We start from the raw sequence: 15,830 nt of genomic DNA, 5'->3' as shown, positions 1-15,830 counted from the left end.
GGTATATCTGTTAGGGGATTTTAGCGGGGAAGTCATCCGTGATATAATAGAAAATAATAAAAAGCCCTGCAAAACAGGACTATATTATTCTTCGTCTTTATTTTGTTTTTCTAATTCAACTAACTTTTGAATTAAAATGTGCTGCGGCATATGCATAAGTTGTTCGAGTGGAACACCTAATGCCTTTGATAGGCGGACTGCAGTGTCTGGAGAAATTTGTAATGGTCTCATAGAAGTACCTCCTTTTTCGTATAGTATAGCATAAGATTGGGGGAGTGAGGATGACTCTTATATTTGCACATCGTGGTGCAGCGGGAACGTACCCAGAAAATACAATGATTTCATTTGAAGCAGCTGAATCTTTTAGAGCAGATGGAATTGAACTTGATGTTCAATTAACGAAAGACGGAAAGGTTGTCGTCATTCATGATGAAACAGTGAACAGGACAACAAATGGAAAAGGTGCGGTTCGAAATTATGTATATGAGGATTTATGTAAATTAGATGCGAGCTACACATTCAGTGATAAAGTAGGATTTTGTAAAATCCCTCTTTTAGAAGAGGTGTTAGAATGGATTGAAAAAACAGAGTTGCTACTTAATATTGAACTTAAAAATAATAAAATTCCATACAGAGGTTTAGAAGAAGAAGTTATAACGCTTGTGCGGAAATATAATCTAGAAGATCGTGTTATATTTTCTTCATTTAATCACTACAGTATGAAAAAGTGTCATATGATGGCTCCTGATATTCAAACAGCGATTTTATATCGCGAAGGTTTGCATAGTCCATGGGCGTATGCAAAAAAAATGGGTGCTACAGCAGTACACCCGAATTATCGTTATCTGCAAGATGCTGTTGCTGAATTAACGATGGAGAGTGGTGTAGAGGTTCGTCCTTATACAATTAATGAAGAAACGCTTATGCGAAAATATTTTGATATGAATATTTCGGCGATTATTACTGATTACCCTGAAACGGCAAGAATCTTATCGCCAATAAAAAAATGAGACCGCGTGTAACGGTCTCATTTTTTTATTTATCCCGCTATTTGCGGGCAGTAAGACCCCGCCTCAAAATTCAGTGAAAGCAAAGAAGTTAGGTGGGAGATCAACCGCCCGTAAAAGCCTGATTGGTGAGGCTGATAATCAGTAGGGCTTTCTTATCTTCTAAAGCGAGCTTGTACTTTATTTCGTTTACGGTCTCGGTGTAAGACGAAGCCACCAAAAATATAAAACCCGAGCGCGAAGCAAAGAGCGCCAATTAAAAATTGTAACCACAGTATAGAAAGTGGAGGAAATAGAATCCCAAATACAGTATCTCTCATTAACTTAATGCCAAACACAGCTAATGAAATAGGAATGAGTGCTAATAATAGAGCAAGGTAACGCTGCATATAAACGCTCCTTTTCAGATTATTTTGTTTATTTTAATGATGTTATATGGAAAGGGGGTTTGTCAAGAGGGGGCTGAACGAGTAAGATAAGGGTGTGAAAAATTTTGCAGAGATACTTCGAGAGGAAGTGTAATATATGAAACAAAAAGTGTTAATTGTTGGTGCTGGTGAAGGTGGCAGTACACTGCTCAATCTGTTACAAAGTTCAAATATATTTCAAATTATAGGGATTATTGATATAAATCCGTTAGCGAAAGGATTAAAAATGGCTACGGAATATGGGGTTACGATTGGAGAGAGTGTAACGCAGTTTCTTACTATGCACATTGATGTAATGTTTGATATGACAGGTGACGCTGATTTACATAAAGTTTTATTAAAGAAGAAGCATAAAGATACGCTGCTTATACCAGGCGATATTGCGAAAATTGTTACGAGATTAGCATATGAGAAGGAAGATTTAATTGGAAAGTTAGAAGAACAAACGCAGCAAGGGGATTTAATTTTAAATTCTACACATGACGGTATGATTGTGATTGATCGAGAGGGACAAGTTCGCCTGTTTAATAAAAGTGCAGAGCGTATTATCGGATATAAAAAAGAAGATGCGGTAGGGAAATATATTTTAGAAGTTATTCCGACTAGTAAATTGCTTCGTATTATACGTACGAAACAAATAGAAGTAAATTATGAACTGACATTAGAGAATGAAAAGAAAATTATTACAACCCGTATTCCGATATTAAAAGAAGGAGGAGAGGTACAAGGGGCATTTGCGATTTTTAAAGATATAACAGAAGTTGTAGATCTTGCGGAAGAAGTTACAGATTTAAAAGAGATTCAAACGTTACTTGAGGCAATTATTAACTCATCTGAAGAAGCGATTTCAGTCGTGGATGAAAAAGGAAGAGGGTTAGTAATTAACCCTGCCTATACGAAATTAACAGGTTTAACAGAAGAGGACATTATTGGAAAGCCAGCTACAACTGATATTGTAGAAGGTGAAAGTATGCATATGAAAGTACTTCGAACGCGTAGGGCGGTACGAGGAATACATATGAAGATTGGGCAAAAAAAGCGAGATGTAATTGTAAACGTAGCACCAGTCATTGTGGATGGGATATTGAAAGGGAGCGTTGGTGTAATTCGTGACGTATCAGAAATTCAAAAGTTAACAAATGAATTGAATAGGGCAAGGCAAATTATTCGAACGTTAGAAGCGAAATATTCATTTGATGACATTGTCGGAAATTCTGATGAAACAACGGCGGCTATCGAGCAGGCAAAACTTGGGGCGAATACACCAGCGACAGTATTACTACGCGGAGAGTCAGGGACAGGTAAAGAATTGTTTGCGCATGCTATCCATAATGGAAGTAATCGAAAATATAATAAGTTCGTTCGTGTAAACTGTGCAGCTATTTCGGAGACGTTGCTCGAAAGTGAATTATTCGGTTATGAGGAAGGGGCATTTTCTGGCGCGAAAAGAGGCGGAAAACGTGGATTCTTTGAGGAAGCGAATAACGGTAGTATCTTTTTAGATGAAATAGGGGAACTATCTGCAAATACGCAGGCGAAACTCCTTCGCGTGTTGCAAGAAAAAGAGATTGTAAAAGTTGGTGGAACGAAAGCGATTCCTATCAATGTTCGAGTAATTGCAGCGACACATGTGAATTTAGAAAAAGGCATTCTAGAAGGAGAGTTTAGGGAGGACTTATATTATCGATTAAATAAAATTCCAATTCAAATTCCATCTCTTCGTCAGCGTAAAGGGGACATACCGGCAATTGCAGAAAGATTAATTCAAAAAATTAATCAAGATTATGGCCGAAATATAGAGGGGCTCACTGATCCAGCTATTTTATATTTACAATCATATGAATGGCCAGGAAATGTGAGGGAGCTTGAAAATATTTTGGGGAGAGCTATTATCTTTATGAATTATAACGAGACCTATATTGATGTACACCATTTACCGCCATTACATAATGAAGAGCAGGTGGAGTCAAAGCAAACTCATTTATTACCCGAGTTAGAGGAAAAGCCACTTGAACATTTAGTGACAGAGTTTGAAGGGAATATCATTCATGAATATTTAGAGAGGTTTGGCGGAAATAAAACACAAACGGCAAGAGCGTTAGGAATTTCGGTCCGAAATTTATATTACAAGCTAGAAAAGTATGAGTGTGCAAAAAATAGCATGCAATAAATTGCGTACCATGCAATTTATTGCATGGTATACAAAATACGACAAATCAAGACAGAATATTTTGTTATTTTCTAAAGTATTGATTTTACTGCATTTTGAATGCGTTTTCATTATTGGTAAGACCACTTTGAAAAGTTGGCACGGTATTTGCTTTATAAAAAGACGAGGGACGACGGAAAGGGTTGATTACAAAATATGAAGTTAGAACACTTAATTGATCAAGCAGCAGGCCAGCCTAAAAAAACTGTGGCTGTAGCAGTAGCTGAAGATCATGAAGTAATTGAAGCTGTAGCGAAAGCAATTACATTACAGCTAGCTCAATTTCGTCTATATGGAAATCAAGAAAAAATAATGGGGATGTTACAAGAACATGGTTTACAAACTTCAGAACATATTGAAGTGATTGCAGCAGCATCAAGTGCTGAGGCTGCAGAACTTTCTGTTAAAGCTGTAAGAAATGGCGAAGCAGATGTGCTTATGAAGGGAAACATCCCAACAGCAAATATTTTGAAAGCTGTATTAAATAAGGAGTGGGGACTTCGTAAAGGTAGCGTACTTTCACACGTTGCAGCATTTGAAGTTCCAAATTACGATCGTCTAATTTTTGTTACAGATGCAGCGATGAACATTGCACCTGATGTAACACAGAAAGCTGCTATTATACAGAATACTGTAGAAGTTGCCCGGGCAATAGGGATAGATCTGCCAAAGGTAGCACCAATTGCAGCGGTAGAGGTTGTGAATCCTGCGATGCAAGCGACAATTGATGCAGCGATGTTAACTCAAATGAATCGCCGCGGACAAATTAAAAATTGTGTCGTTGATGGACCACTTGCTTTAGATAATGCAGTATCACAAATTGCAGCAGAACATAAAGGCATAGTAAGTGATGTAGCAGGTAAGGCAGACATTTTACTCGTCCCAACGATTGAAGCTGGAAATGTGCTATACAAATCACTCGTATACTTTGCGGATGCAAAAGTAGGAGCTATGATTGCTGGCGCAAAAGCACCGATTGTTTTAACATCTCGTGCTGATTCAGCAGAAACAAAAGTATATTCATTAGCATTGGCAGTTACGACTGCTTCAAAATAAACCAAAAAGGGTAAAACACTAGGGGGAAACGACAATGACATTAGAAATCTTCGAATACTTAGAAAAATATGATTATGAGCAAGTAGTATTTTGTCAAGATAAAGAATCTGGTTTAAAAGCAATTATTGCAATTCATGATACAACACTTGGACCAGCTCTTGGTGGAACAAGAATGTGGACATATGATTCTGAAGAAGCGGCGATTGAAGATGCATTGCGTCTTGCAAAAGGGATGACATACAAAAACGCAGCAGCTGGCTTAAACTTAGGTGGTGCGAAAACAGTAATTATCGGTGATCCACGTAAAGATAAGAGCGAAGCGATGTTCCGCGCATTAGGACGTTACATTCAAGGACTAAACGGACGTTACATTACAGCTGAAGATGTTGGTACAACAGTAGATGATATGGATATTATCCACGAAGAAACTGACTTTGTAACAGGTATTTCACCATCATTCGGTTCTTCTGGTAACCCATCTCCAGTAACTGCATACGGTGTTTACCGTGGGATGAAAGCAGCTGCGAAAGAGGCTTTCGGTACTGATAATTTAGAAGGAAAAGTAATTGCTGTTCAAGGTGTTGGTAACGTAGCATATCACCTATGCAAACATTTACACGCTGAAGGAGCAAAACTAATCGTTACAGATATTAATAAAGAAGCTGTACAACGCGCGGTAGAAGAATTCGGTGCATCAGCAGTTGAACCAAATGAAATTTACGGTGTTGAATGTGATATTTACGCACCATGTGCATTAGGCGCAACAGTTAATGACGAAACTATTCCACAACTTAAAGCAAAAGTAATCGCAGGTTCTGCAAATAACCAATTAAAAGAAGATCGTCATGGCGACGTGATTCATGAAATGGGTATTGTATACGCACCAGACTATGTTATCAATGCTGGTGGTGTAATTAACGTAGCAGACGAGTTATATGGATACAATAGAGAACGTGCACTAAAACGTGTTGAGTCAATTTATGACACAATTGCAAAAGTAATCGAAATTTCAAAACGTGATGGCATTGCAACTTATGTAGCAGCAGATCGTTTAGCTGAAGAGCGCATTGCAAGCTTGAAAAACTCTCGTAGCACATACTTACGCAACGGTCACGACATTATTAGCCGTCGCTAATCATTCATATATTACTTTTACAAAAGGTGTGGTTACCTCTTACGAGGTTTCCACTTCCTTTTGAATTTATTAGTGGAGGTAGCAACAGTGTCCTTAAATCGAATTCTTGTTATTAATCCGGGTAGTACATCCACAAAAATTGGTGTTTTTGATAATGAAAGACCCGTTTTAGAAGAGACTATTCGTCATGACGAAGAACAAATTGGAAAATATAAGAGAATTATTGACCAATATGAATTTCGTAAAGAAACGATCTTAGAAGTTCTACATTCTCACGGTATTAACATTTCAAAGTTAAACGCAGTTTGTGGGCGCGGGGGATTACTTCGTCCAATCGAAGGCGGAACATACACAGTGAACGATTCGATGTTAGAAGATTTAAAAAATGGCTTTAGCGGTCATCATGCTTCAAATCTTGGAGGCATTTTAGCATATGAAATCGCTTCTGGATTAAATATTCCGGCATTCATAGTAGATCCTGTCGTTGTAGATGAAATGGAGCCGATTGCTCGTATAAGCGGTATTGCTGGTATGGAACGTAAAAGCATTTTCCATGCATTAAACCAAAAAGCAGTTGCTCGTAAAGTAGCTGAAGAATTAAATCACAAATACGAGGATTTAAATTTATTAGTTACACATATGGGCGGCGGTATTACAGTTGGTGCTCATAAAAAAGGAAAAGTTATCGATGTGAATAACGGCTTAAACGGTGAAGGACCATTTAGTCCAGAGCGTGCTGGTACAGTACCGGTAGGACAATTAGTTGAGATGTGTTTCTCTGGTGAGTATTACCGTGACGAAATGGTTAAAAAGCTTGTTGGACAAGGTGGACTTGTAAGTCTAATCGGTACAAATGATGCAATCAAAGTAGAACAAATGGTTGAAAAAGGTGATCCGGAAGCAACTCTTATTTATAAAGCAATGGCATATCAAGTTGCGAAAGAGATTGGCGGAGCTAGCGCTGTACTTCACGGGAAAATTGATGCAATCGTTCTAACTGGTGGACTTGCGTACAGTAAAATTCTTGTCGATGAAATAAAAGAACGTGTGGACTGGATTGCTGATGTTATCGTACATCCAGGGGAAGATGAATTACAAGCATTAGCAGAAGGAGCACTTCGTGTATTACGTGAAGAAGAAGCGCCGAAAGAGTATGTTGTACGAGAAAAACAAACAGTAGCTAGGGGTTGAGATAATGGCAAGAGAATATGATTTAGTCATCGTTGGCGGCGGTACTGGTGGTTATGTTGCTGCTATTCGAGCATCGCAACTAGGTTTAAAAACTGCACTTGTTGAAAAAGAAAATCTTGGTGGTACTTGTTTGCACAAAGGATGTATTCCTAGTAAAGCTCTTTTGCGTAGTGCGGAAGTATACGCAACTGCTAAAAAAAGCGAAGAGTTCGGGGTTATTGCAAGTAATGTAGAACTAAACTTTGCGAAAGTGCAAGAGCGTAAAGAGAAGATTGTAACGCAACTTCATAAAGGTGTTCAACACTTAATGAAACAAGGTAAAATTGATGTGTTTGAAGGTATTGGCCGTATTCTTGGCCCATCTATTTTCTCTCCAATGCCAGGGACAATTTCAGTTGAACTTGCAAGTGGAGAAGAGAATGAAATGTTAATTCCAAAAAATGTACTTGTTGCAACAGGTTCTCGTCCGAATTCATTACCAGGTTTAGAATTAGACGGAGAGTATGTAATGTCTTCCGATCATGCTCTAAAAATGGAAACGCTTCCTAGTTCGATTATTATCGTTGGTGGCGGTGTAATCGGTATTGAGTGGGCATCTATGCTTGCTGACTTCGGTGTAGAAGTTACAGTATTAGAGTATGCGAAAACGATACTACCACTAGAAGATCAGGACGTTTCAAAAGAAATGCAACGTCTATTCAAGAAAAAAGGTATTAAAGTGGTAACTGGTGCAAAAGTATTACCAGAAACATTGGTAAAAGATAATGGAGTAACAATTCAAGCTGAACATAACGGTGAGAATAAAGAATTTAAAGCAGAAAAAATGCTTGTATCTGTAGGAAGACAAGCCAATACGCAAAATATTGGTTTAGAGAATACGGATATCGTTGTGGAAAAAGGATACATTCAAACAAATGAGTTTTATCAAACGAAAGAATCTCATATTTACGCAATTGGAGATGTAATCGGTGGCTTACAACTTGCTCACGTTGCTTCTCATGAAGGAATTGTTGCAGTAGAACATATTGCGGGTAAAGAAGTTACACCAATTGATTATTCTATGGTATCAAAATGCGTATATAGCAGTCCGGAAGTTGCTTCTGTCGGTTTAACAGAACAAGAAGCGAAAGAAAAAGGCTATAAGTTAAAAGTAGGTAAGTTCTCATTCCGTGCGATCGGAAAAGCACTTGTATACGGCGAATCAGATGGTTTTGTAAAACTTGTAGTTGATGAAGAAACAAATGACATTCTTGGTGTTCACATGATTGGACCACACGTAACAGATATGATTTCTGAAGCTGGTCTTGCAAGAGTACTTGATGCAACACCGTGGGAAGTAGCACATACAATTCATCCGCATCCATCATTATCTGAGGCGATTGGTGAAGCAGCATTAGCTGTAGATGGAAAAGCGTTACACGCATAAAAATGTGGATTTAGGAGGTTATGAAAAATGGCAGAAGTAAAAGAAAAGCGCCATGAAGAGCTTGGCTTAAGTGATGAGCAAGTATTAGAGATGTTCCGTACGATGTTACTTGCACGTAAAATCGACGAACGTATGTGGTTATTAAACCGCGCTGGTAAAATTCCATTCGTAATTTCTTGTCAAGGACAAGAGGCGGCACAAGTTGGAGCAGCATTCGCTCTTGATAGAGAGAAAGATTATGCATTACCATACTACCGTGATATGGGTGTTGTACTAGCGTTTGGTATGACAGCTAAAGAACTTATGTTGTCTGCTTTCGCGAAAGCTGGAGATCCAAACTCTGGTGGTCGTCAAATGCCTGGTCACTTCGGTCAAAAGAAAAATCGTATTGTGACAGGATCATCTCCAGTAACAACGCAAGTACCACATGCAGTTGGTATTGCATTAGCTGGAAAAATGGAAAAGAAAGATTTAGTAACGTTTGTTACATTTGGAGAAGGTTCTTCAAACCAAGGTGACTTCCATGAAGGCGCAAACTTTGCTGGCGTACACAAACTACCTGTTATTTTCATGTGTGAAAATAATAAATACGCAATCTCTATTCCGGTTGAAAAACAATTAGCATGTAAAAATGTATCAGATCGTGCAATTGGTTACGGTATGCCTGGATATACAATAGACGGAAACGATCCACTTGCAGTATATACAGCTGTAAAAGAAGCTGCAGACCGCGGCCGTCGTGGTGAAGGCCCAACTTTAATTGAAACAGTATCATATCGTTTAACAGCACATTCTAGTGACGATGATGATCGTGTTTATCGTGATAAAGAAGAAGTAGAAGAAGCAAAGAAAAAAGATTCAATTATAACATTTGCTGCTTATTTAAAAGAAGCTGGCGTGTTAACTGAGGAATCTGAAAAACAAATGTTAGACGAAATTATGCATATCGTAAATGAAGCAACAGAATATGCAGAAAATGCTCCGTATGCAGCACCTGAAGATGCATTGAAGCACGTATACGCAGAATAGGGGGGAACGTTTCATGGCTGTAATGTCTTATATTGATGCTATTACATTAGCAATGCGCGAAGAAATGGAACGCGATGAGAAAGTATTCGTTTTAGGTGAAGATGTTGGTAAAAAAGGTGGCGTATTTAAAGCGACACATGGTTTGTATGATCAATTTGGTGAAGATCGTGCGCTTGATGCACCGCTTGCGGAATCTGCAATTGCTGGGGTAGCAATTGGTGCGGCAATGTATGGTATGCGTCCAATCGCTGAAATGCAGTTTGCTGATTTCATCATGCCAGCAGTAAACCAAATTGTTTCTGAGGCAGCAAAAATTCGTTATCGTTCTAATAACGATTGGACTTGTCCAGTTACAATTCGTGCACCATTTGGTGGGGGTGTCCACGGTGCATTGTATCATTCACAATCTGTGGAAGCGATGTTTGCAAACCAACCAGGTTTAAAAATTGTTATCCCTTCTACACCATATGATGCAAAAGGTTTATTAAAAGCAGCAATTCGTGATGAAGATCCAGTATTATTCTTCGAACATAAACGTGCATATCGCTTAATTAAAGGTGAAGTGCCAGAGGATGATTACGTATTACCAATCGGAAAAGCAGATGTAAAACGTGAAGGTGATGATATTACTGTTATCACATACGGATTATGTGTTCATTTTGCTCTTCAAGCAGCTGAAAAGTTAGCACAAGATGGCATCTCTGCACATGTTCTTGATTTACGTACTGTATATCCATTAGATAAAGAAGCAATTATTGAAGCAGCTTCTAAAACAGGTAAAGTTCTTCTTGTAACAGAAGACAATAAAGAAGGAAGTATTATCAGTGAAGTGGCAGCAATTATTGCGGAAAACTGTCTGTTTGATTTAGATGCGCCAATCGCACGTCTTGCAGGTCCAGACGTTCCAGCAATGCCATATGCACCAACAATGGAAAAATTCTTTATGGTAAATCCAGATAAAGTTGAAAAAGCAATGCGTGAACTTGCGGAATTTTAATCGGGGGGACTATACATGGCTGTAGAAAATATCACAATGCCTCAGCTCGGGGAGAGCGTTACAGAGGGTACAATTAGTAAATGGCTCGTTAATGTTGGCGATCACGTAAATAAGTATGATCCGCTTGCAGAAGTAATGACTGATAAAGTAAATGCTGAAGTACCATCTTCTTTCACTGGTATTGTGAAAGAGTTAATCGCTGGTGAAGGTGAGACGTTAGCTGTAGGCGAAGTAGTTTGTGTTATTCAAGTAGAAGGCGCAGATGAAGTAGCAGCGACAGCTGTTGAAGAAAAAACAAAAGAAGAACCAAGGGCAGAAGTAGCTACGTCTGCAAAAGCACCGAAAGCAAAACAACCAACTGATGGCAAACCACGTTTTTCACCAGCTGTTTTAAAACTTGCGGGTGAGCATAACGTTGATTTAGATCTAGTAGAAGGTACGGGAGCAAATGGCCGTATCACTCGTAAAGATATTTTAACGCTAGTGGAATCTGGAAATATTCCGCAAGCAGGTGCGAAGAAAGAGGAAGCGGTAGCAGCAGTAGTAGAAGCTCGTCCAGAAGCACCAAAAGCAGCGCCAGTCGCACAAAAAGTAGAAGCGGCAAAACCAGTTTCTGTACCAACAATGCCTGGCGATATCGAAATTCCAGTAACAGGTGTGCGTAAAGCAATTGCAGCGAACATGTTACGTAGTAAACACGAAGCACCACACGCTTGGATGATGATTGAAGTAGATGTGACAAACCTTGTGTCATACCGTAATTCAATTAAAGGTGATTTCAAAAAACGCGAAGGCTTTAACTTAACGTTCTTTGCTTTCTTCGTAAAAGCAGTAGCACAAGCGTTAAAAGAGTATCCTCAAATCAATTCAATGTGGGCTGGCGATAAGATTGTTCAGAAGAAAGATATTAACCTTTCTATCGCTGTTGCAACAGAGGACGAACTATTTGTACCAGTAATTAAACACGCGGACGAGAAGACGATTAAAGGTATCGCTCGTGAAATTACAGAGCTTGCAGGAAAAGTACGCACGAAATCGTTAAAAGCGGACGAAATGCAAGGTGGAACATTTACAATTAATAACACAGGATCATTCGGTTCTGTTCAATCTATGGGTATTATTAATTACCCACAAGCGGCTATTTTACAAGTTGAATCAATTGTAAAACGCCCAGTTATTATGGATAACGGTATGTTCGGTGCTCGCGACATGGTTAACTTATGTTTATCACTTGATCACCGTGTACTAGATGGCCTAATTTGTGGCAAGTTCTTAGGACGTGTAAAAGAAATTCTAGAAAATACGTCAGAAAATAATACATCTGTATATTAATAAAAAGCTCGCTTATGCGAGCTTTTTATCATCTTATTTCTTCATTTGCATCCTACTATATGTACAACACTTTTCCCGGCAATCTTACAATGAACGAGTATGTATTAGAAATTTACGAAAATACATTGCTGATATATGGTATATAGATATAAAATAAGAAAAGAATAATTTTTTGGCAAATCTTACTGACGAAACTGTAGTATAATATATTGTATTGTATGAAAAAGAGAGTTATTCTATATAAGTGTTTTATAGATAATGTGTAATCAGTCGTCAAAACATGAAGAATGTTGACTCCTGGTTTTTTATTTTGCTGTAACAATGTTTCAGGAGGATGTCATGAAAAGAAGTACCGAGTTTCTAAAAAGTTTAGATGTAAAATTAATATTAATTTTGTTTGCATTATGTGTTACGAGTATAGCTGCTATATATAGCAGTCAGCAAACTGGCCAATATGGAGAGGCAAACTTTGCGATGAAACAGGGTTTGAACTACATAATTGGAGTTGTATTGTTACTGCTTGTTGCAAGCATTGACTTAGATCAATTACAAAAATTGTCTTGGCCACTTTATATCGTTGGATTTGCTTCACTTATTCTTTTGAAAATACTACCGGTTTCCACTTTTACACCTGAAAAATTAGGTGCAAAAAGATGGTTTGTGTTTCCATTAGTTGGACAAATTCAGCCATCTGAGTTTTTCAAAATTTCCTTGCTTCTCGTAGTAGCAAGTATAGCAGTGAAACATAATGCACAGTATATGGCAAGAACATTCCAAACAGATTTACAATTAGTAGGTAAAATTATGCTAGTATCTCTCCCGCCTATGGCTGTTGTATATAGCCAACCGGATACAGGGATGGTGTTCTTATATGCTGCTGCTATTGCATGTATTTTATTTATGTCAGGTATTCAGAAGAAATTGATAGCGTTATGTACAGTTATTCCGGTGACCGTTTTATCTGCGTTAATATTTATTTACGTAAGGTATGAGGATTTCTTCTTTAATAATTTAGTTACGTTACTAAAACCTCACCAACAATCACGTATTGTAGGTTGGTTAAATCCATTTGAAAATGCAGATCAAGGTTATCAAACGCAGCAATCGATTTTAGCTGTAGGTAGTGGTGGTATGGAAGGGAAAGGGTTTGGCGAAGGGAACGTTTATATCCCTGAGAAGCATACTGACTTTATTTTTGCTACAATTGCTGAAGAAGGTGGATTTATCGTAGCGGCTTTAGTTGTATTCTTGTTCCTATTACTACTATATAGAACAATTATTATTGGTTATTCTGCTGATAATTTATTCGGTACATTATTATGTGCTGGATCAATTGGAATATTAACGGTTCAAATATTCCAAAACATCGGTATGATCGTTGGGTTAATGCCTGTAAAAGGGATTGCATTACCTTTCTTATCATATGGGGGAAGTTCCTTGTTCTCAAATATGATTATGATGGGTCTCATATTATCAGTACGGAAAACGTATAAAAAGTATATGTTTTCTGTTAAGTAAAAAAGCTGGTTCGTATAAATACGAACCAGCTTTTTTACATATATGCTCTTAAACGTTGCAAACTAAAACAGAATAGCAGTTTGAGACGGGTAAGGAGTGCAAAGTGATGCATATGCATATTTTTGAAGGGGCACGGCATCTTTCTAATAGTGAGTGGGTTATTCGGGCTATTATAGCATACATATTTTTAATATTAGTTGCGAAAGCGATGGGGCAAAGGTCCATCGCACAACTTCGTTTTTTAGATGTCGTATTAGTATTATTGCTTGGTGGGAATATTTCTAACGCATTATCTGATGAAAAAGTGGGATTACTCGGTTCGATGATTACAACGTTCATACTCGTTGTACTTCACATTATAAGCTCAGTCTTAATGTTGAAATGGGATAGATGGAGACGCTTTTTAGAGCCGGCACCTATTATTCTTATACATAATGGTTCCATTGATTTTAGCAATTTGAAAAAAGCGAGAATTACGGTGGAATATTTATTTTCGGAACTTCGTATGCGAAATGTGAGCGATATTCAAACGGTTAAATTAGCATTATGGGAAGCAAGCGGTGTTGTTTCTATATTTCAGTATCCCCAATATGAAGCAGCTTCACGACTTGATCTGAAAGTGGCGGGAAGAAGATCTCCAGTTTCTTTTGTATTAGTAAAGGATGGGAGCATTCAGCAAGATGTTCTAGCTTTAGTAGGAAAAACAGAAGAGTGGGCGAGAGAATTTTTAGAGAAGAGCGCAGAAGTTGAATCCATTATGTTAGCTACAGTAGATGAAGCTCATAAAATAAATATTTTGTTAAAAAAATGAAAAATATACGCATTTTGTCGTTTCATACATATGATACAATAGTGTGGACAACGAAAAAGGAGGGATACGATGGGATATGTAGAGGAGTTACGAAAAGTAGTTGGTCATCGCCCTTTAATTTTAGTTGGTGCTGTTGTACTCGTTATAAATGAACATGGATATGTATTATTACAGCAAAGAACAGAGCCTTACGGAAAATGGGGGTTGCCTGGCGGGCTAATGGAGCTTGGCGAATCACCAGAAGAAACAGCTTGCCGTGAAGTATATGAAGAGACAGGAATAGAAGTGAAGAACCTTCGATTAATTAATGTATTTTCAGGAGCGAACTATTTTACAAAACTAGCAAATGGTGATGAATTTCAATCCGTAACGACAGCCTATTATACAGAAGAATATGAAGGGGAGTTTGTTATGAATAAAGAAGAAGCGGTTCAGCTTACATTCTTTCCACTAACAGAACTACCTGACTATATTGTAGGATCGCATAAAAAAATGATTGTGGAATATATAAAAATTATGGGAAATAAGATATAATACAATGAAAGAGATACAAAAACACAGTTCTGGTCGGTAGTCCAGACGCATGATTACATGTCAGTAACCTTCCCCTCCGGGATGTCCAGTATTTCTAATTTTTTTAAAGGAGGGGCTGTCAATGGATTTGACAGTATATCACGATGGTCAATTTTTCGTAGGAATTATTACACATAAAGAAAAAGGAAAATTGTATGGAGCACGGTATATTTTTGGAATGGAACCTTCAGATGAAGAAGTACTTATATTTGTGAATGGTCCAATGTTAGCGTATTTCCAGCACGTTGCAAAATGCGGTGTGGAAGTGAAAGAAAAACAACGTCCAAAAAATATAAAACGTATCATACGACAAGCGGCAAAAGAAGTAAATGTAAAACGTTTTACTAAGGCACAAGAGGCAATTGGCTTATCTTATGAACTGCATAAACAAGAAAAGAAAGTGCGGTCTAAAGAGATGCGAGAAGCTGAAAAACAAAGAAGACGTTTAATCAAAGTACAAAAAACAAAGCAAAAGCATCGTGGCCATTAAGAAAAGGTGTTAGAGCAAGAGCTCTAACACCTTTTCTATACCCAAATACAAGTAAACTTACTTGTATTTCATAAACATTAACTGGTAAGATACAAATAGGTAGTTTTAGAGGAGGGAAAAGATTGATTAATTTTAACTTTTTTATGAATGATGTTGTCCGCCAAGCGCGTGAAGAGATTGTCTCTGCTGGATATACAGAATTGACGACGCCGGAAGCAGTAGAAGAAGCGTTTAAAAGAAATGGAACAACACTTGTAATGGTAAACTCTGTATGTGGTTGTGCAGGTGGTATTGCTCGTCCTGCAGCTGCGCATTCCGTACATTATGATAAACGTCCTAACCATCTTGTAACGGTGTTTGCAGGTCAAGATAAGGAAGCAACAGCAACAGCTCGTGAATATTTTGAAGGATATCCACCTTCTTCTCCATCATTCGCTTTATTAAAAGATGGAAAAATTGTAACGATGGTAGAACGTCATGAAATTGAAGGTCATGAACCAATGCAAGTTATTGCAAAGCTACAATCTTATTTCGAAGAGAATTGTGAAGAACTATAAATATAAGTGAAAAGGCGGTACGTCCACAATGAAGTGGATGTACCGCCTTTTTTTATTTAGTATTAAAATTT

At 37.9% G+C, this 15,830-nt stretch carries 16 protein-coding genes; 14 read left to right on the top strand and 2 right to left on the bottom strand.

Annotation, left to right across the window (positions count from 1 at the left end):
- Positions 1-84: 84 nt before the first annotated feature.
- Positions 85-231, bottom strand: a complete 147-nt coding sequence (locus MR115_RS05415) for a YycC family protein (protein WP_001247671.1) — start codon at positions 229-231, stop codon at positions 85-87.
- A 50-nt stretch (positions 232-281) separates the two neighbouring features.
- On the opposite strand from MR115_RS05415, the gene MR115_RS05410 reads away from it, so the two are divergent.
- The gene (locus MR115_RS05410) at positions 282-1,010 is read left to right on the top strand and encodes a glycerophosphodiester phosphodiesterase (RefSeq protein ID WP_242240334.1); all 729 of its coding nucleotides are present in this window, start codon (positions 282-284) and stop codon (positions 1,008-1,010) included.
- Positions 1,011-1,162: 152 nt separating this feature from the next.
- On the opposite strand, the gene MR115_RS05400 is transcribed toward MR115_RS05410, so the two are convergent.
- Entirely contained in the window at positions 1,163-1,396 is a 234-nt protein-coding gene (locus tag MR115_RS05400) for a DUF2627 domain-containing protein (RefSeq protein WP_001190187.1), read from the bottom strand.
- 136 nt (positions 1,397-1,532) lie between these two features.
- Here MR115_RS05400 and MR115_RS05395 point away from each other — a divergent pair, with 136 nt between their 5' ends.
- The 13 genes from MR115_RS05395 (at position 1,533) to MR115_RS05335 (ending at position 15,759) form a co-directional block, all read left to right on the top strand.
- Positions 1,533-3,605 (top strand): sigma-54 interaction domain-containing protein, encoded by a 2,073-nt coding sequence (locus MR115_RS05395; protein ID WP_242240332.1) that lies wholly within the window; start codon positions 1,533-1,535, stop codon positions 3,603-3,605.
- Positions 3,606-3,800: 195 nt separating this feature from the next.
- Entirely contained in the window at positions 3,801-4,700 is a 900-nt protein-coding gene (gene yqiS / locus MR115_RS05390) for a phosphate butyryltransferase (protein ID WP_242240330.1), read from the top strand.
- Between the two features lie 34 nt (positions 4,701-4,734).
- Entirely contained in the window at positions 4,735-5,835 is a 1,101-nt protein-coding gene (locus tag MR115_RS05385; RefSeq protein WP_000171356.1) for a leucine dehydrogenase, read from the top strand.
- A gap of 87 nt (positions 5,836-5,922) precedes the next feature.
- Positions 5,923-7,026, top strand: a complete 1,104-nt coding sequence (buk, locus tag MR115_RS05380) for a butyrate kinase (RefSeq protein WP_000056195.1) — start codon at positions 5,923-5,925, stop codon at positions 7,024-7,026.
- A 4-nt stretch (positions 7,027-7,030) separates the two neighbouring features.
- On the top strand, positions 7,031-8,452 hold the full coding sequence (gene lpdA / locus MR115_RS05375; protein ID WP_000090438.1) for a dihydrolipoyl dehydrogenase: 1,422 nt from the start codon (positions 7,031-7,033) through the stop codon (positions 8,450-8,452).
- 27 nt (positions 8,453-8,479) lie between these two features.
- Positions 8,480-9,481, top strand: a complete 1,002-nt coding sequence (gene bfmBAA, locus MR115_RS05370) for a 3-methyl-2-oxobutanoate dehydrogenase subunit alpha (protein ID WP_061677485.1) — start codon at positions 8,480-8,482, stop codon at positions 9,479-9,481.
- 13 nt (positions 9,482-9,494) lie between these two features.
- Positions 9,495-10,478 carry a 3-methyl-2-oxobutanoate dehydrogenase subunit beta gene (gene bfmBAB / locus MR115_RS05365; RefSeq protein WP_000290073.1) on the top strand — a complete coding sequence of 328 codons (984 nt, stop codon included), beginning with the start codon at positions 9,495-9,497 and terminating at the stop codon, positions 10,476-10,478.
- A gap of 15 nt (positions 10,479-10,493) precedes the next feature.
- Positions 10,494-11,810, top strand: coding sequence for a dihydrolipoamide acetyltransferase family protein (locus MR115_RS05360; protein WP_242240325.1), 1,317 nt, complete (start codon positions 10,494-10,496; stop codon positions 11,808-11,810).
- Positions 11,811-12,149: 339 nt separating this feature from the next.
- Entirely contained in the window at positions 12,150-13,328 is a 1,179-nt protein-coding gene (locus MR115_RS05355; protein ID WP_061677489.1) for an FtsW/RodA/SpoVE family cell cycle protein, read from the top strand.
- Between the two features lie 106 nt (positions 13,329-13,434).
- Positions 13,435-14,139 carry a DUF421 domain-containing protein gene (locus tag MR115_RS05350; RefSeq protein ID WP_061678081.1) on the top strand — a complete coding sequence of 235 codons (705 nt, stop codon included), beginning with the start codon at positions 13,435-13,437 and terminating at the stop codon, positions 14,137-14,139.
- Positions 14,140-14,208: 69 nt separating this feature from the next.
- Positions 14,209-14,673: an NUDIX hydrolase gene (locus tag MR115_RS05345; RefSeq protein ID WP_061678082.1), complete on the top strand. Its 465-nt coding sequence runs from the start codon at positions 14,209-14,211 to the stop codon at positions 14,671-14,673.
- Between the two features lie 121 nt (positions 14,674-14,794).
- A complete protein-coding gene (locus MR115_RS05340; protein WP_242240323.1) occupies positions 14,795-15,202 on the top strand; it encodes a YjdF family protein in 408 nt (135 codons plus the stop codon).
- A 143-nt stretch (positions 15,203-15,345) separates the two neighbouring features.
- Positions 15,346-15,759 carry a BrxA/BrxB family bacilliredoxin gene (locus tag MR115_RS05335; RefSeq protein ID WP_002008492.1) on the top strand — a complete coding sequence of 138 codons (414 nt, stop codon included), beginning with the start codon at positions 15,346-15,348 and terminating at the stop codon, positions 15,757-15,759.
- Positions 15,760-15,830 lie beyond the last annotated feature (71 nt).

The sequence above is a fragment of the Bacillus cereus group sp. BfR-BA-01309 genome (assembly GCF_022664315.1).
Taxonomy (GTDB): domain Bacteria; phylum Bacillota; class Bacilli; order Bacillales; family Bacillaceae_G; genus Bacillus_A; species Bacillus_A mobilis.
This window is presented reverse-complemented; position numbering and strand designations above follow the sequence as displayed.